General features: G+C 70.9%; 17 protein-coding genes. 10 read left to right on the forward strand and 7 right to left on the reverse strand.

Features of this window, described 5'->3' with window-relative positions; all coding sequences use genetic code 11:
- Window positions 1–147 precede the first annotated feature (147 nt).
- Window positions 148–1,326 (forward strand): sensor histidine kinase, encoded by a 1,179-nt coding sequence (locus AB0I59_RS35450; RefSeq protein WP_358139984.1) that lies wholly within the window; start codon window positions 148–150, stop codon window positions 1,324–1,326.
- Window positions 1,301–1,948: a response regulator gene (locus AB0I59_RS35455; RefSeq protein WP_358139987.1), complete on the forward strand. Its 648-nt coding sequence runs from the start codon at window positions 1,301–1,303 to the stop codon at window positions 1,946–1,948. Before AB0I59_RS35450 ends, AB0I59_RS35455 begins: the two co-directional genes overlap by 26 nt.
- Before the next feature lie 10 nt (window positions 1,949–1,958).
- On the opposite strand, the gene AB0I59_RS35460 is transcribed toward AB0I59_RS35455, so the two are convergent.
- Both AB0I59_RS35460 and AB0I59_RS35465 read right to left on the reverse strand, forming a co-directional pair.
- The gene (locus AB0I59_RS35460) at window positions 1,959–2,408 is read right to left on the reverse strand and encodes an archease (RefSeq protein WP_061259889.1); all 450 of its coding nucleotides are present in this window, start codon (window positions 2,406–2,408) and stop codon (window positions 1,959–1,961) included.
- A gap of 183 nt (window positions 2,409–2,591) precedes the next feature.
- Window positions 2,592–3,476 carry a PhzF family phenazine biosynthesis protein gene (locus AB0I59_RS35465; RefSeq protein ID WP_358139990.1) on the reverse strand — a complete coding sequence of 295 codons (885 nt, stop codon included), beginning with the start codon at window positions 3,474–3,476 and terminating at the stop codon, window positions 2,592–2,594.
- Window positions 3,477–3,551: 75 nt separating this feature from the next.
- Between AB0I59_RS35465 and AB0I59_RS35470 the strand changes: the two genes are divergently transcribed.
- The gene (locus AB0I59_RS35470) at window positions 3,552–3,812 is read left to right on the forward strand and encodes a hypothetical protein (protein WP_358139993.1); all 261 of its coding nucleotides are present in this window, start codon (window positions 3,552–3,554) and stop codon (window positions 3,810–3,812) included.
- Window positions 3,813–3,823: 11 nt separating this feature from the next.
- Here AB0I59_RS35470 and AB0I59_RS35475 read toward each other — a convergent pair whose 3' ends face one another.
- Window positions 3,824–4,312 (reverse strand): SRPBCC domain-containing protein, encoded by a 489-nt coding sequence (locus AB0I59_RS35475; RefSeq protein ID WP_061259921.1) that lies wholly within the window; start codon window positions 4,310–4,312, stop codon window positions 3,824–3,826.
- A gap of 277 nt (window positions 4,313–4,589) precedes the next feature.
- Here AB0I59_RS35475 and AB0I59_RS35480 point away from each other — a divergent pair, with 277 nt between their 5' ends.
- The 7 genes from AB0I59_RS35480 (at window position 4,590) to AB0I59_RS35510 (ending at window position 18,071) form a co-directional block, all read left to right on the forward strand.
- Window positions 4,590–5,630 (forward strand): FUSC family protein, encoded by a 1,041-nt coding sequence (locus AB0I59_RS35480; RefSeq protein ID WP_358139997.1) that lies wholly within the window; start codon window positions 4,590–4,592, stop codon window positions 5,628–5,630.
- A gap of 52 nt (window positions 5,631–5,682) precedes the next feature.
- Window positions 5,683–8,574 carry an ATP-binding protein gene (locus AB0I59_RS35485; RefSeq protein WP_358140000.1) on the forward strand — a complete coding sequence of 964 codons (2,892 nt, stop codon included), beginning with the start codon at window positions 5,683–5,685 and terminating at the stop codon, window positions 8,572–8,574.
- 35 nt (window positions 8,575–8,609) lie between these two features.
- On the forward strand, window positions 8,610–9,830 hold the full coding sequence (locus tag AB0I59_RS35490) for an FAD-dependent monooxygenase (RefSeq protein ID WP_061259893.1): 1,221 nt from the start codon (window positions 8,610–8,612) through the stop codon (window positions 9,828–9,830).
- Between the two features lie 169 nt (window positions 9,831–9,999).
- Entirely contained in the window at window positions 10,000–15,486 is a 5,487-nt protein-coding gene (locus AB0I59_RS35495) for an ATP-binding protein (protein ID WP_358140003.1), read from the forward strand.
- Between the two features lie 103 nt (window positions 15,487–15,589).
- Complete coding sequence (locus AB0I59_RS35500) at window positions 15,590–16,183, forward strand: epoxide hydrolase N-terminal domain-containing protein (protein WP_358140006.1); 594 nt, start codon at window positions 15,590–15,592, stop codon at window positions 16,181–16,183.
- Window positions 16,184–16,348: 165 nt separating this feature from the next.
- Window positions 16,349–16,879 carry an EF-hand domain-containing protein gene (locus AB0I59_RS35505; protein WP_061259897.1) on the forward strand — a complete coding sequence of 177 codons (531 nt, stop codon included), beginning with the start codon at window positions 16,349–16,351 and terminating at the stop codon, window positions 16,877–16,879.
- 181 nt (window positions 16,880–17,060) lie between these two features.
- On the forward strand, window positions 17,061–18,071 hold the full coding sequence (locus tag AB0I59_RS35510; RefSeq protein WP_358140009.1) for an SAM-dependent methyltransferase: 1,011 nt from the start codon (window positions 17,061–17,063) through the stop codon (window positions 18,069–18,071).
- On the opposite strand, the gene AB0I59_RS35515 is transcribed toward AB0I59_RS35510, so the two are convergent.
- From AB0I59_RS35515 to AB0I59_RS35530, 4 genes are all read right to left on the reverse strand, one after another.
- Window positions 18,043–18,498, reverse strand: coding sequence for a pyridoxamine 5'-phosphate oxidase family protein (locus AB0I59_RS35515; protein ID WP_358140012.1), 456 nt, complete (start codon window positions 18,496–18,498; stop codon window positions 18,043–18,045). The two genes, AB0I59_RS35510 and AB0I59_RS35515, sit on opposite strands and share 29 nt — an antisense overlap.
- A gap of 168 nt (window positions 18,499–18,666) precedes the next feature.
- Window positions 18,667–19,299 carry a glyoxalase gene (locus tag AB0I59_RS35520; protein ID WP_435831158.1) on the reverse strand — a complete coding sequence of 211 codons (633 nt, stop codon included), beginning with the start codon at window positions 19,297–19,299 and terminating at the stop codon, window positions 18,667–18,669.
- On the reverse strand, window positions 19,299–19,763 hold the full coding sequence (locus AB0I59_RS35525; protein WP_061259922.1) for a helix-turn-helix transcriptional regulator: 465 nt from the start codon (window positions 19,761–19,763) through the stop codon (window positions 19,299–19,301). The genes AB0I59_RS35520 and AB0I59_RS35525 overlap by 1 nt, the downstream gene beginning before the upstream one ends.
- Before the next feature lie 239 nt (window positions 19,764–20,002).
- Entirely contained in the window at window positions 20,003–20,413 is a 411-nt protein-coding gene (locus tag AB0I59_RS35530) for a VOC family protein (protein ID WP_061259924.1), read from the reverse strand.
- Window positions 20,414–20,704: the final 291 nt, after the last annotated feature.

Genomic DNA, 20,704 nt, shown 5'->3' on the forward strand with positions numbered 1-20,704 from the left:
CGGATGCGCGGCCGTCGGACATCGGACCCAGGTCGACGGCCGCCGGACGGAGGGCCGGACATGACGCCTCGGTTCTCGACCTGAGGCCGGCCGGATGCCGACCCAGGTCGCTAAGGCATCGGCCCGGCCGTCCCTAGGCTGTGGACCGTGCACGCCCATACGGAGAACCGACCGCCCCTGGACCGGCCGGGCGTCGCGCTGCGTTATCTGTGCGCCGTGCTGCCGATGCTGTTCTACGGTGTCGTCCTGGCCGTGATCGTCTCCGGGGAGCGGGACCGGCTCCCAGCGGCACTGGTCGACGTGGGGCTCGGCCTGATCGGGCTGGTTCTGATGCGCGGGCGGCGGCGCCGGCCGTGGCAGACCGCGCTGGCGACCGCCCTGCTGACCGCCTTCTCCACCACGGCGACCGGCCCGGCCCAGGTCGCGTACGTATCCTTGGGGACGCGTCGTCGGTGGCGTCAGTTCGTCCCGGTCGCGGTCGTGTCCTGGCTGTGCCTGGCCGTGCGGTCCAGCTGGTACGGCGTCAACCAGGCGACCATCGTCTCGATGCTGACCGGAACCGCCGTCCTCGGCGTGCTGACCCTCTTCGGCCTCTACCTGCGCGGGCGTCGCGACCTGGCCGCCTCACAACGAGAGGCGGCGCTGGCCGCGGAGCGCGAACAGCTGCAGCGGATCGAGCAGGCCAAGCTGGCAGAGCGGGTCGCGATCGCCCATGAGATGCACGACGTCCTGGCACACCGGATCTCGCTGCTGTCGATGCTCGCCGGCGGTCTGGCGTACCGGACGGACCTCACCGCCGAGGAGACCCGCGAGATCGCGCTGGCGATACAGGAGAACGCGCACCAGTCGCTGAACGAACTGCGCACCGTGCTCGGCAAGCTCCGGCGTGACGACGCCCCCGAGGCCCCGCAGCCGACCCTGGCCCACCTGGACGCCCTGTTCGACGAAGTACGCGCGGCCGGCCAGCGGATCGAGGTGGACGACACCATAGAGAACCGGGAACTGCTGCCGCCCCAAACCGGTCGGCACGCGTACCGGATCGTGCAGGAGGCCCTGACCAACGCGCGTAAGCATGCGCCGGGCAGCCGGGTGACGGCCGTGCTCGGCGGGCGCCCGGGTGACGGCCTGCGGATCCGGGTGAGCAATCCGGCGCCGTACGGGACGGCGGCCGGGCCCGGTGGTCGGCTGGGTCTGGTCGGCTTGGCCGAACGAACCCGGATGGCCGGCGGAACCCTCCGCCACGCCACCCGGGATGGACGCTTCATCCTCGACGCCCGGCTGCCATGGGAGGCTGCACATCGTGACTCGACTGGTGATCGTGGATGACGATCCGATGGTGCGAACCGGGCTGCGCCTGATCTTCGGCGGCGAGCCCGACCTGGACCTCGTCGGCGAGGCTGAGGACGGCCGGCAGGCCATGGACGTGATCCGGGACCTCAGGCCCGACGTCGTGTTGATGGACATCCGGATGCCCAACCAGGACGGGCTGACCACCACCGAACTGCTGCTGGCGCGGCCGGAGCCGCCACGGATCCTCGTGCTCACCACCTTCGACGCCGACGACATGGTGCTGCGGGCTCTGCGGCTCGGGGCCGACGGGTTCCTGCTGAAGGACACGCCGCCACCGAAGATGATCGAGGCCGTTCGCGCCGCGGCGAAGGGGGAGCCGGTGTTGTCACCGAGTGTCGCCCGTCAGGTGATCGCCGCGGCAGCCGGTGCGCGCGAACCGCGGCAGGTGGAGGCGCGGCGGGAGCTGGCCACGCTCACCGAACGCGAGCGCGAGGTCGCCATCGAAGTGGCCAAGGGCGGCTCGAATGCCGAAATCGCCGAATGCCTCTATATGAGCGTCGCGACCGTGAAGGCGAACATCACACGGATCTTCGCCAAGCTGGCGGCCGACAACCGTGTCCAGGTCGCCATGAAGGTGCGCGACGCCGGCTTCATCTGAACGAGCGGTTTCATCTGAACGTACGGTCTCTCGGGTAGACGTCGACCACGACGTGGGCGTGCCACATCCCGGCCTCACGGCCGAACCGCAGCCCGAGTACCGCGACCGCCGTGGGCGACCCGCCGACGTGGCCGACCGTCCCTACCGGGACAGTCGCCAGCCGCATCTCGACCTGTCCCCGGGTGACGCCCGTTCGCTCGTCGATCGACACGTCCACCGCCACCCGACCGGGCACCTCGACCTGATAGACCACCTCGTCCAGCAGCGCGCCGAGAAGCCCTTCGTCGGTCTCCTCGGCCAGAGCGATCATGACGCTGCCGTCCGGCACCGCCTCGCCGATGTCGGCGAAGGTCTCCACCAGCGCCCGCACCGCTTCGGCCAGGCACTCCTCCCGGCTGTCCGCCCACGCCTCCAGCGCGATGTCGGCCGTGCGGGGGACCGACCTGTGACCCCTGCTCACCCTGTCCACTCCATCAGTAATCCCCGGCGCGGGAAAGTGCCGGCCGCGGCCTGACCAGGCACGGCTGACATCGGAAGCGGAGAGTCACCGCAGCGGGCGGGCTCCCGGCGATGCGCGGACCGGCTCGCCATCGACCAGACAGCGGCGGCCTGACGGCGTCGATCATGCTGGTGAGGCTCTTCGTCACTCCCAGGGCCGGTGGATGAGTCCTTTCAGCGTGGCGGTGCCGCCGACGCTGATGACTGGACCTGTGGGGCTCTGCTGCGCGGTGGCCGTGATGGTGGAGGGGCTCCCGAGAGCGTCGCCCATGTCGACGGTGATGTCGGTGATGCCGTGACCGGCCAGGTGGGCGGCGAGGCAGGCGGTGCTGTTGGCGTTGGCGATGTCTTCCACGACGCCGATCGACGGCGCGAACATGCGCGCGGCGAGGCGCCCGTCGGCCGTCGGGATGGAGTGGACGTAGCAGCCCAGCAGGCCGAGACGGTCACAGGCGTCACGGAGCCGGTCGAGGTCCGGGGCCAGAGTGGCGAGCACGGACCGTGTGGAGACGGGGACGAGCAGCCGGGGCCGTCCCAGCGAGGCGACCCGGATACCGGCAGCGAGCGTGTCGGCGGTGACACCCAGTGCGGCGAGGACGGGTTCACGCTCGGCCGCGGTGGGCTCGCGCAGGTCGACGGGGCCCGGATCGAAGACGGCCGTGATCTGACTTCCGTTCCTGAAGGACCGGCCGGTGAATGCGCGCCCGGACACGCGAATCCTCATGCGATGCTCCGTGCCCCCGGCGCCCCCGGCGCGCTCGGCGAGGAAGGCCAGAGCGGCGACTGTCCCATGACCGCAGGCGGGCAACTCTCCCTCGGAGGTGAAGAAGCGCAGCGAGGCCGAGGGACGGCCTGGTCCGTCGTGCTCCATGGAGACGAAGACGGCGTGCGAGGTCCCCAAGAGTTCAGGCACCTTCCGGCGCTCGCTGTCGCTCAAGGCCGTTTCGTCCAACACCGCAGTGGGACTGCCGCCACGGCCGTCCCTCAGGCACGCGTTGACGATCGTGACGGGAAGGCCTCGACTACTCATCGGGAGTCACGGGGAAATCGGCGCAGAACACGGGACGGATCGTACGATCACCAGTCATCGGCAGGGAACGGCGGCGTGCCGATCGTGTACAGGAGGTGGGGCGGCCCAGGCAAGGAGCAGGCGGAGGGCGTCGTCGGGCGCCTTGCCGGGGTCGCGCCGGGCACGACTGTCCGTCTCGCGGGCGGGCAGGCCGATCCAGTCCCGCAGCCCCAGCGGGTCGCCCACGGCCTGGCGGAAGTACGCGCCCGGAGTGATCCCGGTGATGCGCCGGACGACCTGGCCGAGGAGGAAGCCGAAGATGTCCGAGGACCATGCGGTCCGGACGCCCGGCGCTGACGTGTTCCGGCCTACCTCGTGGTTTCGGCGGGAGTTGATGTCTGGCCCTCCTCGACGAGCGCGGCCAGGTTCGCCAGCGCCATCCGCGTGCCCGTCTCGTTGTCGGCGGCGGGCACGGCGTCGGAGATTCCGTCGTGGACGATGACGACATCGGTGCCGCCACCGGCGTCGGTAAGCGTCGTCGTCATCGTCATGGTCCCGCGCAGGGCGGGATCCGTGGTCTCGAACTCGAACACCTCGACCACTCGCTCGTCCGGAACGAGCTCCGCGAAGTGGCCATGGTACGTGTCGGTGTGCGACGCCGACTTGCCGGTCGGTCCCGGCTCGTCGTACGTGAGCGAGATTCGGAACGAGCCGCCCTCGCGAGCGTCGAACTCGTGGACGTGGCTGCTCATACCCGCTGGTACCCGCCATTTTGCGATCGCGTCCGCGTCCACGAGCGCCTGGTAAACGGCCGAACGCGGCGCGTTCACATGCTGAGTGACCCGCGTCGAGTACATGCAGCCGACTGTACCGGCGAAGAGGGCGGAGACCATCAGTCAGATCGCACTGACCGGGGACGAGGGCTCGGGTTCATCGGCCCGAAGGGCGCCCAGCTCTGGGGGCCACCTGCACCCGCACGAGGTCGTGGCCCACCCTGGCCTTCGCCGAATGGTTCGAATCAGAAGAATTCAGGGCAAATGTGATCCCAATGTCATAAAGATCCGCCATCGTGGAGGAGTGCGAACGTGGCTCAGTGATCAAGTTAGGAAACGGCTGGGTACGTTTGGCCTGATTGTGCCCTCTATCGCGCAGTGTGCCGTCGGCGCCGCGCTGGCCTGGATCGTCGCCGTCCATCTGCTCGGCCACGCCCACCCCCTCTTCGCGCCCATCTCGGTGATGATCTGCGTGGGTGTGGGGCTCGGGCAGCGACTGCGCAGGGTGGTCGAGCTGGTGGTCGGCGTCAGTCTGGGCGTGGGCATCGGCGACCTGCTGGTGTCCTGGATCGGCTCGGGCCCCTGGCAGATGGCGCTCGTGATCGCGCTGGCGATGAGCGTCGCGGGGCTGCTGAACAGCGGTGAGCTGTTCGTGTCGCAGGTCGGGTCGTCCGCGGTGCTGGTCGCCATGCTGGTGCCGGGCGAGGACGTCGGCGGGCTGGACCGGATGGCCGACGCTCTCACCGGCGGCGTCATCGGCATCGCGGTAGTCGCGCTGCTGCCCGCCAGTCCGCTCACCATCGCGGGCAAGCATCTGTCCGGCGTGCTCGACGCCTTCTCCACCGTCCTGGAGCAGGCGGCGGAGGCGATCGAGAAGGGCGATATGGACCTGGCCGCCGAGGCCCTGGAGTGCGGACGCAGGACACAGACGGCGGTCGAGGAGTTCGCGGCAGCGCTGGAGAACGGCAAGGAGATCATCAGGATCTCGCCGCTGCGCTGGCATCACCGGGCCAGACTGGCCAGGTACGAGACCGCCGCCGTACCGGTGGACCTGGCGCTGCGCAACGCGCGGGTGCTGGTCCGCCGCACGCTCGCGGCGCTGGGGGAGTCCAGCCCGCCGCCGGCCGCGCTGGCCGAGTTGCTGCGCGAGGTCTCGGAGGCGGCGCTGCTGCTTCAGCTCGAACTGGGGGCCGGGCGCGAACCGATGCTGGCCAGGCAGGCGTTGCTCGCCGTCGCCGCCCGGGAGCGGCCGAAGAACCTGGGCTTCTCCGCGAACGTCATCATCGCGCAGCTGCGCTCCATCGCCGTCGATCTGCTCGAGGCGACCGGGATGGATCACGACGCGGCCTCGGCCGAGCTGACCCCGCTGGACGAGCCGAGCGGCGAGAGCATACGCGGCTGAGCCGCGCCCGGCCCCACTGGTGCGGCGTGGCCGCCGGTGGATAATCGCCGGCATGCGGTTCGGAATCCTCGGCGAGACCCGGGCGTGGCACGACGACGGGACCGAGGTCCCGCTGGGCGGACCGGCGCGGCGCGCGCTGCTGGCGCTGCTGCTGGTACGCCCCGGTCAGGTCGTGCCATCCGACCGGCTGACCGAGGAGATCGACCCGGACGGCGCGCTGTCGGCGCACGCGCTGCAGTCCCAGGTGTCCCGGCTGCGTGCCGCGCTGAGGTCGGCGGGCGCGATCGAGCGGGCCGGGGCGGGATACCGGATCGTGGTCGCGGACGACGACGTGGACGCCTGCCGGTTCGAGCGGCTGGCCGGGGAGGGGCGGGCGGCGTCGCGCGACGGCGAGGTGGGACGGGCGGTGGCACTGCTGCGCGAGGCGCTGGACCTGTGGCGCGGACCCGCGCTGGCCGGGGTCGCCGGGAGCGAGACGGCCCAGGCCGCCGCCGTGCGGCTGGAGGAGCTGCGCCTCGCGGCGCTGGAAGACCGGATCGAGGGCGAACTGCGGCTCGGCGAGCAGCGCGCCGCCATACCGGAGCTGCGCGAGCTGGTCGGCCGCCACCCGCTCCGTGAACGGCTGGCCGGGCTGCTGATGCGGGCGCTGTTCGCCGAGGGCGGGCAGGCCGAGGCACTGGTGGTGTTCGAGGAGACCAGACGGCACCTGGCAGAGGAGCTGGGCGCCGATCCCTCGGCCGAGTTGGTCGCGCTGCACCGGGAGTTGCTGAGCGTCGATCCGTCGCCGGCGCCGACCGCGCCGCCCGCCCAGCTGACCTCCTTCGTCGGCCGCGCCGAGGAAGTGGCCGAGGTCGCCGATCTCCTGCGGGCGGCCCGCCTGGTCACGTTGATCGGCCCCGGAGGCGTCGGCAAGACCCGGCTGTCGGTCGAGGTCGCCGGGGCGGCGGCCGACGCGGTGTGTTTCGTGGAGCTGGCGGCGCTGGGCGACGGCGCCGGGCTGCCGCGGGCGGTGCTCGGCGCGCTCGGCCTGCGCGAGCGCGGGCTGCGGGTCGGGGACGGCCCGCAGACGCCGGTCGATCGCCTGATCGCGGCGCTGTCGGACCGGGGGCTGCTGCTCGTACTCGACAACTGCGAGCACCTGGTCGAGGAGGCCGCCGCGCTGGCGGCACGGCTGCTGGCGGCCTGCCCACGGCTGCGGGTCCTGGCCACCAGCCGCGAACCGCTGGGCGTCATCGGCGAGCACCTGCACCAGGTGCGTCCGCTCGACGGTGACGCGGCGGTGCGGCTGTTCACCGACCGGGCCCGCGCCGTGCGGCGCGGTTTCGCCGCCGATCCCCAGCGTGTACGGCCGATCTGCGCGGCCCTGGACGACCTGCCGCTGGCCATCGAACTCGCGGCGGCGCGGCTGCGCTCGCTGGACCTCGACGAACTCGCGGAACGGCTGAACGACCGGCTCGGGGTCGCGTCCCGCGGCAGCCGCCCGGCCGACGGGCGACACCGGACACTGCGCTCGGTGGTCGCGTGGAGCTGGGACCTGCTGTCCGAGCCCGAGCAACGCGCCGCACGGCGGTTCACCGTCTTCGTCGGAGGCGCGACGGCGGAGTCCGCGCGGCGGGTGTGCGGCACGGACGGCGAGACACTGGAATCGCTGGTCGACAAGTCGCTCCTGGAGGTCTCTCGCGGTCGTTTCCGGATGCTGGAGACGATCCGCGCCTACAGCGTCGAGCGGCTCGACGAAGCGGGTGAACGCGAGTCGGCACGGCGCGCGCATGCTCGGCATGTCCTGGACGTGATGCGGACCGCCGACCCGCACCTGCGGCGAGCCGAACAACTGGAATGGCTACCGGTCGTCGTAGCCGAGCACGACAACCTTCTGGCGGCTGTGCGCTGGGCGATCGAGACGTCGGACGTCGCGACGGCTGTGGAACTGCTCGCCTCGGCCTCGGCCTACTTGTGGATCCGCGGCGCGTCCGCCACGGCGGCACCGTACGCGATCAGGCTGCTCGGCATGATCGGCGACACACCCCCGGCCGGCCTCGGCGAGGAGTACGTGACCAGCGTGCTGCTGGCCGCGTCCGACCGGGCGTCGTGGCGGCGCCACCGCGCGACGGCGGGGAAGGCCCTGGCCGCCGCGTGGCCCGGCGACCGGCCTGGGCGTTACCCGGCGGCCCTGCTGCTGTGGATGCTGCGGAACGCGAGCGACGGCGACCCGCGGGAAAGCGACACGCAGGGCGCGCTCGCGCTCCTCCTGGCTCAGCGGGACTGCCCCGAGCCGTGGGCGCGAGCGGTCGCCCACTACATGTCCGGTTTCGGGGCCATGGGCGAGGGGGACGCCGCGGCGGCGGCGCAAGTGTTCGGCACGGCCGTCGAGGAGTTCCGTTCGCTCGGTGACCGATGGGGCACCGCACTGGCTCTGGACATGCTCGCCGGGTTGGCCGCAGGACGCGGCGACCGCGCGCGGGCGATCGCGCTGACCGATCACGCCCTCACCTTGACCGACCAGCTCGGCGCGCAGGAGGACTCCGCCGACCTGCTGGTCAACCGGGCCGACCACCTCGCCGCCGCCGACACGGAGGCGGCCCGCGCCGACTATGCGAAAGCCGCCGACCTGGCCCGCCGCGCCGGCAGCACCACCTGCCTGGCGGCGGCTCTGCGCGGGCTCGGTGACATCGCCCTGCAGGAAGGAGACCTGGACGAGGCGGAACGGCTGTACACCGAGGCCGTCGAACGGATCGACCCGCACTGGATCAAGAGCCTCGGTAACCGGGTGCGCACCCTCGCCGGGCTCGGCCGTGTCGCCGAAGCGCGCGGCGACCACACCACGGCCAGGACGCGCTACCGGCAAGCCGCCGAGAACGCGACCGCGCTGGGGTCCTCGACCCCGGACGCGCTGCGCCTGCTGGGTCTTCCCGAGGCCCTCGCCGAGGCGGTGAGCCGGTGGTGAGCCTCCGGTGAGCCCTCCCCGGCAGGCTCTCGGCCATGGACAACCGCAACGTACTGATCTCCGGCGCCTCCGTCGCCGGCCCAGCGCTCGCCTACTGGCTCCACCGCCACGGCTTCACCCCCACCATCGTGGAGCGCGCCCCCGCGCTGCGCGACGGCGGCTATGCCGTCGACTTCCGTGGTGAGGTACACCTGTCGATCCTGCGCCGGATGGGCATCCTGGACGACATCGAACGCGCCCGCACCGGCATGGGCTCCATGTCGTACGTCAACAGCGCGGGCAAGACGCAGGCGGAGATGCCCGCCGACCTGTTCGCCGGAGACATCGAGATCCTCCGCGGAGACCTGGCCCGCATTCTCTACGACGCCACCAAGGAACACACCGAGTACATCTTCGGCGACTCCATCACCTCGCTCACGGAGGACGCCCACGGGGTGGCCGTCGCCTTCGAACGCGCCGCGCCGCGCCGGTTCGACCTGGTCATCGGCGCCGACGGCCTGCACTCCACCACCCGCCGCCTGACCTTCGGTCCCGAGGAGAACCACGTCAGGCACCTGGGTGTCTACTGCGCGATCTTCACCACCGCCAACCACCTCGGGCTCGACCACACCGGCCACGCGTACCGGACCGGGAACAAGCTGGTGGCGATGTACAGCGCCCGTCACAACACCGAGGCCAAGGCGGTCTTCTACTTCGGCTCGCCGGAGCTGGACCTGGACCGGCGTGACGTGGCGCGGCAGCAGGCCATCCTCGCCGAGCAGTTCACCGGAAACGGGTGGCAGAGCGACCGGCTGCTGCACGACATGCGACAGGCGCCCGACTTCTACTTCGACTCGGTCGGCCAGGTCCGCATGGACGCCTGGAGCCGAGGCCGCGTCGCCCTGGTCGGCGACGCCGCCTACTGCCCGTCCTCCCTGTCGGGCATGGGTACGGGCCTCGCCCTGGTCGGCGCGTACGTGCTGGCGGGCGAGCTGGCCGCAGCGCGCGGCGACCACCGCGTCGCGTTCGCCCGCTACGAGCAGGAGATGCGCGCGTACGCGGAGGGCTGCCAGAAGATGGGCGACGGCGTCGCCAAGCTCATCGTCCCGAGCAGCCGCTTCCTGGCCTCGATCCTCAATCGGTATTACAAGGTCATGCCGTACCTGCCGGGGAAGAACATGGCCTCCAAAATGGCCCGTAAGACCGCGGGGAACATCACACTCCGCGACTATGTCGTACAGGACGCCCGCGCGCAGGAGAGGTCGTCGACTTCGTGACAGGGCCCGGGGTCCTTTTGTGGGGTTTCCACAACGCAACAGCTCCGGGACGCGCGATGCGGACCATTGGTGTAGCCACCGGTAATCAAGGAGGGTGTAAACAGGTGCAGGCGACGCTCCGAGACCCGGACGTCGCCTTCTGCCCGTGGAAACTTGGGAGGCTCAGCCGGTGTTCAGTCGTGTCGCGATCGTCAACCGTGGAGAGGCCGCGATGCGGCTCATCCACGCGGTGCGGGACCTTTCGGCGGAAACCGGGACGCGGATCGAGACGGTCGCCCTCTACACCGACGCCGACCGCCACGCGACCTTCGTCCGTGAAGCGGACGTCGCCTACTCGCTCGGCCCCGCCTCGGCTCGCCCGTACCTCGACCACGCCGTCCTGGAGCGGGCACTGGTGGAGACCGGGGCCGACGCCGCGTGGGTCGGCTGGGGGTTCGTCGCCGAGGACCCGGCGTTCGCCGAGCTGTGCGAGAAGATCGGCGTCACCTTCGTCGGGCCGAGCGCGGAAGCGATGCGCAAGCTCGGCGACAAGATCGGCGCGAAGCTGATCGCCGAGGAGGTCGGCGTCCCGGTCGCGCCGTGGAGCCGCGGCGAGGTCGCGACCCTCGATGAGGCGCTGCGCGCCGGCGACGAGATCGGCTACCCGCTGATGCTCAAGGCGACCGCGGGCGGCGGCGGACGCGGCATCCGGATGGTCGCCTCCAGTGAGGAGCTGGCCGACGCCTACGAACGCACCAGCCAGGAGGCGCTGCGCGCCTTCGGCTCCGGCGTGGTCTTCCTGGAGCGTCTGGTCACCGGCGCCCGGCATGTCGAGGTCCAGATCATCGCCGACGGACAGGGCACCGCATGGGCGCTGGGCGTCCGGGACTGCTCGGTGCAGCGGCGCAACCAGAAGATCATCGAAGAGTCCGCCTCCCCGGTACTGGCTCCCGAGCAGACCGCCGAGCTGAAGGCGTCGGCCGAGCGGCTGGCGCTGGCCGTCGGCTACCGCGGCGCCGGCACCGTCGAGTTCCTCTACCACCCCGGCGAGAAGCTGTTCGCCTTCCTCGAGGTCAACACCCGGCTGCAGGTCGAGCACCCGATCACCGAGATCACCACTGGCACCGACCTGGTCCGGCTGCAGTTGCACGTGGCGAACGGCGGGAAGCTGGAAGGCACCCAGCCGGGAGAGGTCGGCCACGCCGTCGAGGCCCGGCTCAACGCCGAGGACCCCGACCGCGACTTCGCACCCGCCCCGGGCCGCATCGCGCGCCTGGTGCTGCCCGCCGGGCCCGGCATCCGCGTGGACACCGGTGTCAGCGAGGGCGACAGCATCCCGGCTGACTTCGACTCGATGATCGCGAAGATCATCGCCCACGGCCGTGACCGCGAGCAGGCGCTGGGCCGGCTGCGCCGCGCGATGGCCGAGACCACAGTGATCATCGAGGGTGGCGCGACGAACAAGAGCTTCGTGCTCGACCTGCTCGACCAGCCCGAGGTGATCGACGCCAGCGCGGACACCGGCTGGATCGACCGCGTCCGCGGCGAGGGCCGGCTCGTCTCGAACCGGCACTCCGCCGTCGCGCTGGCGGCCGCCGCCATCGAGGCGTACGAGGAGGAGGAACGCGTCGAGCGGCAGCGGCTGCTGTCGACGGCGTTCGGCGGACGACCGCAGGTGCAGCACGAGAGCGGCCGACCGCTGGACCTCAAGCTGCGTGGCGTCGGCTACCGCGTGCGCGTCGCCCGGGTCGGCGCGCATCGGTTCCGTGTCGGCATCGAATCGGGGGACGACGCCCGCATCGCCGACGTCGAGCTCGACCGCTTCGACCGGCACACCGGGCGGATCGTCGTCAACGGCAGCCGGTACCGCCTGCTCACCGGCACGCACGGGCCGATCCACCTGGTCGAGGTGGACGGCGTGACGCACCGGGTCAGCCGCGACGAGGGCGGCGTCGTCCGCTCGCCCGCGCCCGCGCTGGTCGTCGCCACGCCGCTGGAGGTCGGCGCCGAGGTCGAGGCGGGCGCGCCGGTGCTCGTGCTGGAGAGCATGAAGATGGAGACGGTGCTGCGGGCGCCGTTCAAGGCGCGGTTGAAGGAAAGCGTCGTCTCCGTGGGCAGCCAGGTGGAGACCGGTGCACCGCTGCTGCGGCTGGAGCCGCTCGCCGACGACGACGCCCAGGCCGAGGACGCGTCGGCCGCCGAGTCCGTCACGCTGGACCTGCCCGCCGCACCCGGCAGGGTCCCGGCGCGGGAGCGCACCAGGCGTGGCCAGGAGGACCTGCGTAGCCTGCTGCTGGGCTTCGACGTCGACCCGCACGACGAGGGCGGGGTGCTCGACGACTACCTCGCCGCGCGCCGGGCGGCCACCGAGGACGGCCATCGGCCGCTGGCCGAGGAGCTCGAACTCGTCGACGTGTTCGCCGATCTCGCCGAGCTGAGCCGCAACCGGCCGGCGGGCGAGGACGGCGGCGGTGGCAGTGGCGGCCACGTGTACAGCGCCCGCGAGTACTTCCACACCTACCTGCAGAGCCTCGACGTCGAGCGGGCCGGGCTGCCGGAGGCGTTCCAGGCCAAGCTCGCCAAGGCACTCGCGCACTACGGAGTCACCGAGCTGGAGCGCTCCCCCGAGCTCGAAGCCGCGGTGTTCCGCATCTTCCTCGCCCAGCAACGCGCGTCCGCCGACGCCACGGTGGTCGCGACATTGCTGCGCGAGTGGCTGCGGGAGTCGCCGCCGGACGAGACGCTGCGCGAGCCCGCCGGTCTCGCGCTGGAGCGGCTGGTGGCCGCGACGCAGGTCCGTTTCCCCATGCTCTCCGACCTCGCGCGCGGCGTGGTGTTCACCTGGTTCGGCCAGCCGCTGCTGCGCCGCAACCGCGCCCGCGTCTACGCCGACGTCCGCAAGCATCTGCGCCACCTGGACGCGCACCCGGACGCGGCGGACCGCGCCGAGCGCGTCGCCGAGATGGTGCGCAGCACCGAGCCGCTGGTGCGGCTGCTCGGCCAGCGGCTTGCCCGGGGCAACCTGGACAACGCGGTCATGCTGGAAGTGCTGACCCGGCGGTACTACGGCAACAAGGGTCTCACCGGCGTCCGCACCAGCGAGGCCGCGGGCTGCAGGTTCGTGGTCGCCGAGCGGGCGGGCTCGTGCGTGGTCTCCTCCGCGGTGAGCTTCGAAGCGCTGGGCAGCGTGCTGCGCGGGCTCGCGGAGCTGGCGAGCGGCGAGGACGCCATCGACGCCGACATCTATCTCGCCTGGGAGAAGCAGCCGGAGGACTCCGAAGCGATGGCGGCCGCGCTGCACGAGGTCGTCAGCGCGCACCCGCTCCCTGACCAGGTCCGCAGACTCACCACCACCGTCGCGGGCAGCGGCGGCGCGGTGATGCACCACCACTTCACGTTCCGCCCGTCGGCCACCGGGATGGCCGAGGAGCGGCTGATCCGCGGCCTGCACCCGTACATCGCGGAGCGGATGCAGCTGGAGCGGCTGTTCAAGTTCGACCTCACGAGGCTGCCGTCGTCGGACGAGGAGGTCTACCTCTTCCAGTGCGTGGCGCGGGAGAACCCGTCGGACGACCGCCTCGTCGTGTTCGCACAGGTGCGCGACCTGACCGAGCTGCGCGATCACGACGGCAGGCTGGTGGCGCTGCCGACGGCCGAGGACACGATCGCCACCTGCCTCGACTCGATCCGCCGCGCGCAGTCGCGACGACCGTCGAAGAAGCGCTTCACCACCAACCGGATCGTGGTCTACGTCTGGCCGCCGAGCGACATGACCCGGGCGGAGCTGGAGATGATCGCCGGTCGCGTGTTGCCGACGACCGCGGGCGCCGGGCTGGAGGAGATCCTGTTCATCGCGCGGCAGCGCGACCGGACGACCGGCGAGCTGACCAAGATCGCCGTGCGCATCTCCTTCGACGCCACCGGCGGCACCGAGCTGACCGTCGGCGAGCCGCCGCTCGAGCCGGTCGAGCCGCTCGACGACTACCGGCAGAAGGTGCTGCGCGCGAGCAGCCGCAACACGGTGTACCCGTACGAGCTGACCGGGCTGCTCGGCGACTTCGTCGAGCACGACCTCGACGCCGACCACGCGCTGGTGCCGGTCGCCCGGCCGAAGGGGCGCAACACCGCGGCGATCGTCGCGGGCGTGGTCGCCACGCCGACCCGGCGGCACCCGCAGGGCGTCACCAGGGTCGTGCTGCTCGGCGACCCGACGAAGTCGCTCGGCGCGCTGTCGGAGCCGGAGTGCCGCCGCGTGATCGCCGCGCTGGACCTGGCCGAGCGGATGCGGGTGCCGCTGGAGTGGTACGCCTTGTCCTCCGGCGCCCGGATCTCCATGGGCTCGGGCACGGAGAACATGGACTGGGTGGCCGCGGCGCTCAAGCGGATCGTCGAGTTCACCCAGGACGGCGGCGAGATCAACATCGTGGTCGCGGGCATCAACGTCGGCGCGCAGCCGTACTGGAACGCCGAGGCGACGATGCTCATGCACACCAAGGGCATCCTGGTGATGACGCCGGACTCGGCGATGGTGCTCACCGGCAAGCAGTCGCTCGACTTCTCCGGTGGCGTGTCGGCCGAGGACAACTTCGGCATCGGCGGCTACGACCGGGTGATGGGCCCGAACGGGCAGGCGCAGTACTGGGCGCCGAACCTGACCGCCGCCCGGGACGTGCTGATGTCGCACTACGACCACACGTACGTCGCACCCGGTGAGGAGGCGCCGCGGCGGGCGAGGACGACCGACCCCGTCGACCGCGACATCTCCGACTTCCTGCATGCCGTGGAGGGCAGCGACTTCACCACCGTAGGCGAGATCTTCTCCGCCGAGGCCAACCCGGACCGCAAGAAGCCCTTCGACATCCGGACCGTGATGCGGGCGCTCTCCGACCAGGACCACCCGGTGCTGGAACGCTGGGCGGGCATGGCCGACGCGGAGACCGCGGTGGTGCAGGATGTGCATCTCGGCGGCATGCCGGTGTGCCTGCTCGGCATCGAGTCACGGGCGGTGCCGCGGCGTGGCTTCCCGCCCACCGACGGCCCGGACACCTACACCGCGGGCACGCTGTTCCCGCGGTCGTCGAAGAAGACCGCGCGGGCGATCAACGCGGCCAGCGGCAACCGGCCGCTGGTGGTGCTGGCGAACCTGTCGGGGTTCGACGGCTCGCCGGAGTCGATGCGGAAGCTGCAGCTGGAGTACGGCGCCGAGATCGGCCGCGCGATCGTGAACTTCCGCGGGCCCATCGTGTTCTGCGTGATCTCGCGGTACCACGGCGGCGCGTTCGTGGTGTTCTCGAAGGCGCTGAACCCGAACATGACCGTGCTGGCGCTGGAGGGCTCGTTCGCGTCGGTGCTCGGCGGCGCCCCGGCGGCGGCCGTGGTGTTCTCCGGTGAGGTGAACAACCGCACCGCGACCGACCCGCGGGTGACCGAGCTGCAGGCGCAGGTCTCGGCGGCGAGCGGCGCCGAGCGGGCGGCGCTGAACGCTCAGCTCGCCGAGGTGCAGTCCGCCGTACGGGCGGAGAAGCTCGGCGAGGTCGCCGCGGAGTTCGACCGGGTGCACAGCATCCAGCGCGCGGTCGAGGTCGGCTCGGTGGACGCGATCATCGGCGCCGCCGAGATGCGGCCGCGGATCATCGAGGCCATCGAGCGCGGCATGAAGCGTCCGCACGGGGGTTGACGGGGGAGATCGCCGTGCGGTCGGGAGCGCGTCGTGCAATCTGCACGGTGGACCGGTGCACGGTGAACTACCCGCGGCGACGGCATTTCTCCAGCATGGAGGCATGAGTTCAAACATCACTCCCTTCCGTGTGGAGATCCCCCAGGCGGCCTTGGACGACCTCCAGACGCGGCTGGACCTCGCCCGCTTCACCGACGAGGTCTCCGACGCCTACGGCGTGAGCGTCAGCCGGGTCCGGCGGTTGGCCGAGTACTGGCGGAACGGCTACGACTGGCGCGCCTGGGAGGCGATGGAACGCCTCGGATACGACCGCTACGGCGCGGTCGGCAACAACCAGCGGCAGCTCACCGATCGGGCCGCCGGTCATCGTGTGGATGCTCATCGCGTCCTCCCTTCCCTGGAGCCGACACACCCGCTGGCACGGAACCTCGGCGGTATTCGGATATCGCGTTCAGGCTGCGGCGGTGGCCCACGGCCGGGCTCAGCGATCAGTAGGCGAGAGCGATCCGGCCGTCGTCTCCGTCCCGGAGAGTCATCGAAAAGTAGCCCTGCGGCTACAGGTGGGATCCACGCTCACGAGACTGGAGCGATAATTCCGAAAATATCAGGAAATTTGGTGTATTTCGCATTGCGCCCTTCGATGGGTGGCCGGCCGGAACTACGGCGCGAACTCGCCGAAATGCCGCAGGCTATTTGATGCTTGATTGGCATCTATTCCATACGCCCCGTTGGTCGCATTTAGGTTATCCAAATGCCAATCGCGTAACAGGGCGTGCGAGTCATGGTCTGGCATAGTAGTTTCCGGTCGGAATCTTGATTGCGGCCCTCATTGCGAGTGGCGGCCAAAGAAAGGCGACAGGATATGCAGAAAGCGGCCATCGATCGAGTAAAGCTCATCTTCACCCTGCTCGACGCCGACGGCACCGGCAGCCTCGAAGCCGAGGACTTCGACCTCATGGCGGCCCGAGTGGTCGCCGCGTCCCCCGGCTCCGACGAAGCGGCCAAGGCGGCCATGCTCGCCGCTTTCCGGCGCTACTGGACAACCCTGGCCGCCGAACTCGACGCCAACCGCGACGGCCGGGTCACTTTCGAGGAGTACACCGCGTGCGTCCTCTCCCCGGAACGTTTCGACGCGGCGCTCACCGACTTCGCCGAGTCCCTGGCCGCGCTGGGTGACCCGAACGGCGACGGCCTCATCGAGCGGGACCTCTTCGTGGCGCTCATGACGGCGATCGGCTTCGAGCGGGCGAACATCGACGCGCTCTTCGACGCGTTCCAGCCGTCGGACGACGACCAGATCGAGGTCGCGGTCTGGGCCGCGGGCATCAGGGACTACTACGGCCCGGAGAAGACGGGAATTCCAGGCGACCATCTGGTCGCGGTCCGGGGCTGATCGGACCGCGGTGGTGGACACACTGCTCGACGTGCTGGACGGAGCCGGAGGGGCAGCCGGTCCTGGTGGCGGATTCGTGACTCCGGTGGAGGGCATGGCGCGTTCCAGAAGGGCTTCCAGCCCACATCACCACCCACGACCACCCGGACCGGTGGGGGCCGCCCGCCGAAGAGGAGAACGCGTGCCGGACGCACAGCACACCGGTGTCGAAGACGGCGTCGGCCTGACCGCCCTCATGGTCGCCGCCGCGCGGGCGATCGAGACCCACCGGCCCGATGCCCTGGCGAGTGACACCTACGCCGAGCATTTCGTCCGCGCCGCAGAGGCGTCTGCGGCGTGGCCGGTCCGCCCTGCGGAGGTGCCGGACGGGGACGCGAACCCCTTGTGGGGCAGGCTGGGACGGTACTTCGGCCTGCGTACCCGAGTCCTCGACGACTTCCTCATCCGCTCGGCCCACGCGGGCGTCCGGCAGGTGGTTCTGCTCGGCGCCGGCCTTGATATGCGGGCTTTCCGGCTCGACTGGCCGCCGGGTCAGGTCGTCTACGAGATCGACCGCGACGGCGTCCTGGCGTTCAAACGCGACGTGCTCGACGGCCTCGCCCTCATCCCGGCGGCCACGCGCTGTCCGATCGCGGCCGATCTGCGCGATACGTGGGTTCGATCGCTGGTGAGCGCGGGCTTCGACCTGACCGCGCCGACCGCGTGGCTGGCCGAGGGACTGCTGCTCTATCTCCCGTCGGCCGCCGAGCGTCGTCTCATCGAGACCGTGGACCGCCTGAGCGCCGACGGAAGCGCGCTGGCCTTCGAGGTCAAACTCGGGACGGAGTCTCCGGAGGTCCGCGCCAACCCCGTCTACGCCGCGACCAGACAACAGATCGGCGTCGACCTGCTCGCCCTGTTCGACAGGGAGCCGCGCCCCGACTCCGTCGGCTCCCTGAGGGCGCGGGGCTGGTCCACCGCCATCCACACGCCCTTCGACTTCGCCCGTCAGCACGGCCGCGGTCCGCTCCCCGAACCGAACGACGCCCTGGCGAGCAACCGCTGGGTGTTCGCGACCAAGCGGGGCACGCGCGAGCGGTCAACGAGTGACCACCGAGCAGCGACCGAGAATGATCGGCACTCGCAGGGTGCGGTTCCTCGCGGCGAGCCGACAGGTGCGGCGGTCAGCCGAGCCAGCGGCCGTCGCGCATGAGGTCGCGTCCCCGCAGCTCGTTCGCCTCACGCCAGGCCTGGACGCGCCGCGGCCGGATCAGGAAGTACTGGTAGGGCTCGTCGAGCTCGCGCGGGTCGAAACCGGTCTTGGTCGCGAACGCGTCGCCTGTCTTAGGGGCGAGGTCGGCGATGTCCACCGGCTCGGCGGTGCCGTCGACGACGACGACGTCGCGGGTCGGTCCGAGGCTGAGTCGCACCCGGCCGTCCGCCAGCAGGTTGCGACCGGTGACCGAGGCGCGCGGCGTCGAGATGAGGAACGCGGTCCCGTCCCAGAGATACGAGAGCGGGATGAGGTGGACGCCGCCCTGGGAGCCCGACGTCGCGACCCAGAGATCGACGTCGCTCTCCAGTTTCGCGCGAGTATCCCGCAGCCTCTCCTCAAATCCGCGCGGCGGCGCGCCCGTCATGCTTCCTCCAGTCACTTCGTGAAGAGCTCTTCCTTCAGGGGACGGGCTCCGTCGGTCATCGGCCGGTTCCGCGTACGTGTGTATGTATCCGCTCGGCAGCCGGCACCGCCCCGAGACCGGCGGCTGTCTCGTGGTCGGCGACCAGGCAGGGCAGGGGGCGGTGACACGTCAGGGCGTGAGTGCCGGCGACGCGGCCTCCCATGCGAACCCGTCCGGGTCGGTGAAAGGCCCGGCATCGCCACCGATCATGAGCCGGTGCGATCCGGTGCCGTCGGGAGAGACGCCGACGTCCTTGGCAAGGGCACGGCGCCTGTACAGCGCCAGCTTGACGGGACTCGACCCAGCGGCGAACTCGACGTACATGCGGCCGAAGCTCTTCGCCACGACAAGGCCTTGGTCGACGTAGAACCTCTTGCTCGCGGCCACGTCCGCGACTCCCAGCAGGAGCACGATCTCGTCGATCTGCCGGGTGGCAGGGCCGGTGTCCTTCTTCGCCGAGGTCGCGACCTTCCAGATCGTCCCGTCCGGGGCTTGTACGACACCGCCGTAGCCCCAGAGCGACTTCGCGGCAGGCTTCAGCGCCGTGGCGCCGGCGTCGAGGGCGGCGTCGATGAGGCTGCTCACGGTGGCCGGCTGGGACACCGTGAGCGCCAGCGTGAACCCACGGAAGCCGGTTGTGGGTGCCTCCGAGGCCCGCAGGCGTATCTGCGTGTCCAGACCGAAGGCGGCGGTGTAGAAGCGGTCGGCGGCCGTGGGGTCGGCCACGTCGAGGGTTACGGATTCGATGGATGCCATGGTCATCACGCTAGTTGCGGCTCGGCGACCGGCGCTTCTTGATTCCTGACCGGTCTTGTCACCTGTTTTGCGACACACGGCGGCATCCCCGCCGTAGCGCCCGTTGCGCGGCGCCGGTAGGCGCTGGGCGACATGCCGACCAGTTCGGTGAAGCGGGTGCTGAAGGTGCCCAGCGATGAGCAGCCGACCGCGAAGCAGACCTCGGTGACGCTGAGGTCGCCGCGACGCAGCAGCGCCGTCGCGCGCTCGATGCGACGCGTCATCAGGTACGCGTACGGCGACTCGCCATAGGCCAGCCGGAACTGGCGGCTGAGGTGCCCGGCGGACATGTTCACGCCGCGGGCGAGCGCCTCGACGTTCAGAGGCTGCGCGTACTCCCGGTCGATCCGGTCGCGGACGCGGCGCAGTCGGGCGAGGTCGCTCAGGCGGTGCGCCGTGGTGCGTGCGAGCCCCCACGAGGGGTGACACATGGGATAACTCCTTCTCATTGATGTTCGCGAGCACCTGGGTCGCATGCCGAGGGAGGCGGCGGGGCGCTCGATGGCGATGACCGGCCTGCCGGCCTCGGCGGCCGACATCGCGAGCACCTCTGCGATGGTGCGGCCGCCGAGGGGGCGGTCGAGGACAGCGGCCTGGAAGCGCCGGCCGCCGTATTCTTCGCACGTGGTCGCGACGCCGGCCATCATGGCCGAATCGATGACCGGACGGCTCAGCGAAGTTCCTGGATGCGGACCAGGTTGCCCGCGGGGTCGCGGAAGGCGCAGTCACGGATGCCGTACGGCTGCTCGGTCGGCTCCTGGACGACCTCGGCGTCGCCAGCCTGCACCTTCTCGAAAGTGCCGTCGAGGTCCCGGGTGGCCAGCAGGATCCAGCCGTAGGTGCCCTTGGCCATCATCTCGACGATGGTGCGGCGCTCGTCCTCGGTGACCCCGGGATCGGCGGCCGGCGGCGCCAGGAGGATGGACGTGTCGGGCTGGCCGACAGGGCCGACCGTGATCCAGCGCATCTTGCCCTGTCCGACGTCGCTGCGGACCTCGAAGCCAAGGGTGTCGCGGTAGAAAGCCAGGGACGCGTCAGGGTCGTCATGCGGGAGGAAGCTCGTATGAATGGTGATGTCCATGGCCATCAGGCTAGGTGCGGCTCCGTGACCCGCGCTTCTCGATTCCTGCTCGATCTGACCACCTGCTTCGCCACACACAGTCGCGTCCCCGCCGTCGCGCGCACCCCATGGCGCCGCGTCGCCCACACCAGTCGCCGGGCCGGCGGCTCTCAAACCGACTGACAGATGGCTCCCGGATCCACCTTCGTAGCCAGAAGTCTCCGCCCGTCGATCGCCCCGAGTAGGTACGCCGGCAGGGCGATCGTCGGGGTTTCGGCGGGACCACGGGCGACGGCATAGACACGTGGCCCG

Origin of the sequence: Microtetraspora glauca, assembly GCF_040656155.1 — a bacterium.
GTDB lineage: Bacteria > Actinomycetota > Actinomycetes > Streptosporangiales > Streptosporangiaceae > Microtetraspora > Microtetraspora glauca.

Bases quoted from the DNA above. Each gene is read 5' to 3' on its own strand.
- AB0I59_RS35465 (WP_358139990.1), bottom strand. From the start codon at position 3,476: ATGAGTAGTCGAGGCCTTCCCGTCACGATCGTCAACGCGTGCCTGAGG.
- AB0I59_RS35475 (WP_061259921.1), bottom strand. From the start codon at position 4,312: ATGTACTCGACGCGGGTCACTCAGCATGTGAACGCGCCGCGTTCGGCC.
- AB0I59_RS35485 (WP_358140000.1), top strand. From the start codon at position 5,683: ATGCGGTTCGGAATCCTCGGCGAGACCCGGGCGTGGCACGACGACGGG.
- AB0I59_RS35490 (WP_061259893.1), top strand. From the start codon at position 8,610: ATGGACAACCGCAACGTACTGATCTCCGGCGCCTCCGTCGCCGGCCCA.
- AB0I59_RS35500 (WP_358140006.1), top strand. From the start codon at position 15,590: ATGAGTTCAAACATCACTCCCTTCCGTGTGGAGATCCCCCAGGCGGCC.
- AB0I59_RS35505 (WP_061259897.1), top strand. From the start codon at position 16,349: ATGCAGAAAGCGGCCATCGATCGAGTAAAGCTCATCTTCACCCTGCTC.
- AB0I59_RS35515 (WP_358140012.1), bottom strand. From the start codon at position 18,498: ATGACGGGCGCGCCGCCGCGCGGATTTGAGGAGAGGCTGCGGGATACT.
- AB0I59_RS35520 (WP_435831158.1), bottom strand. From the start codon at position 19,299: ATGACCATGGCATCCATCGAATCCGTAACCCTCGACGTGGCCGACCCC.
- AB0I59_RS35525 (WP_061259922.1), bottom strand. From the start codon at position 19,763: ATGTGTCACCCCTCGTGGGGGCTCGCACGCACCACGGCGCACCGCCTG.
- AB0I59_RS35530 (WP_061259924.1), bottom strand. From the start codon at position 20,413: ATGGACATCACCATTCATACGAGCTTCCTCCCGCATGACGACCCTGAC.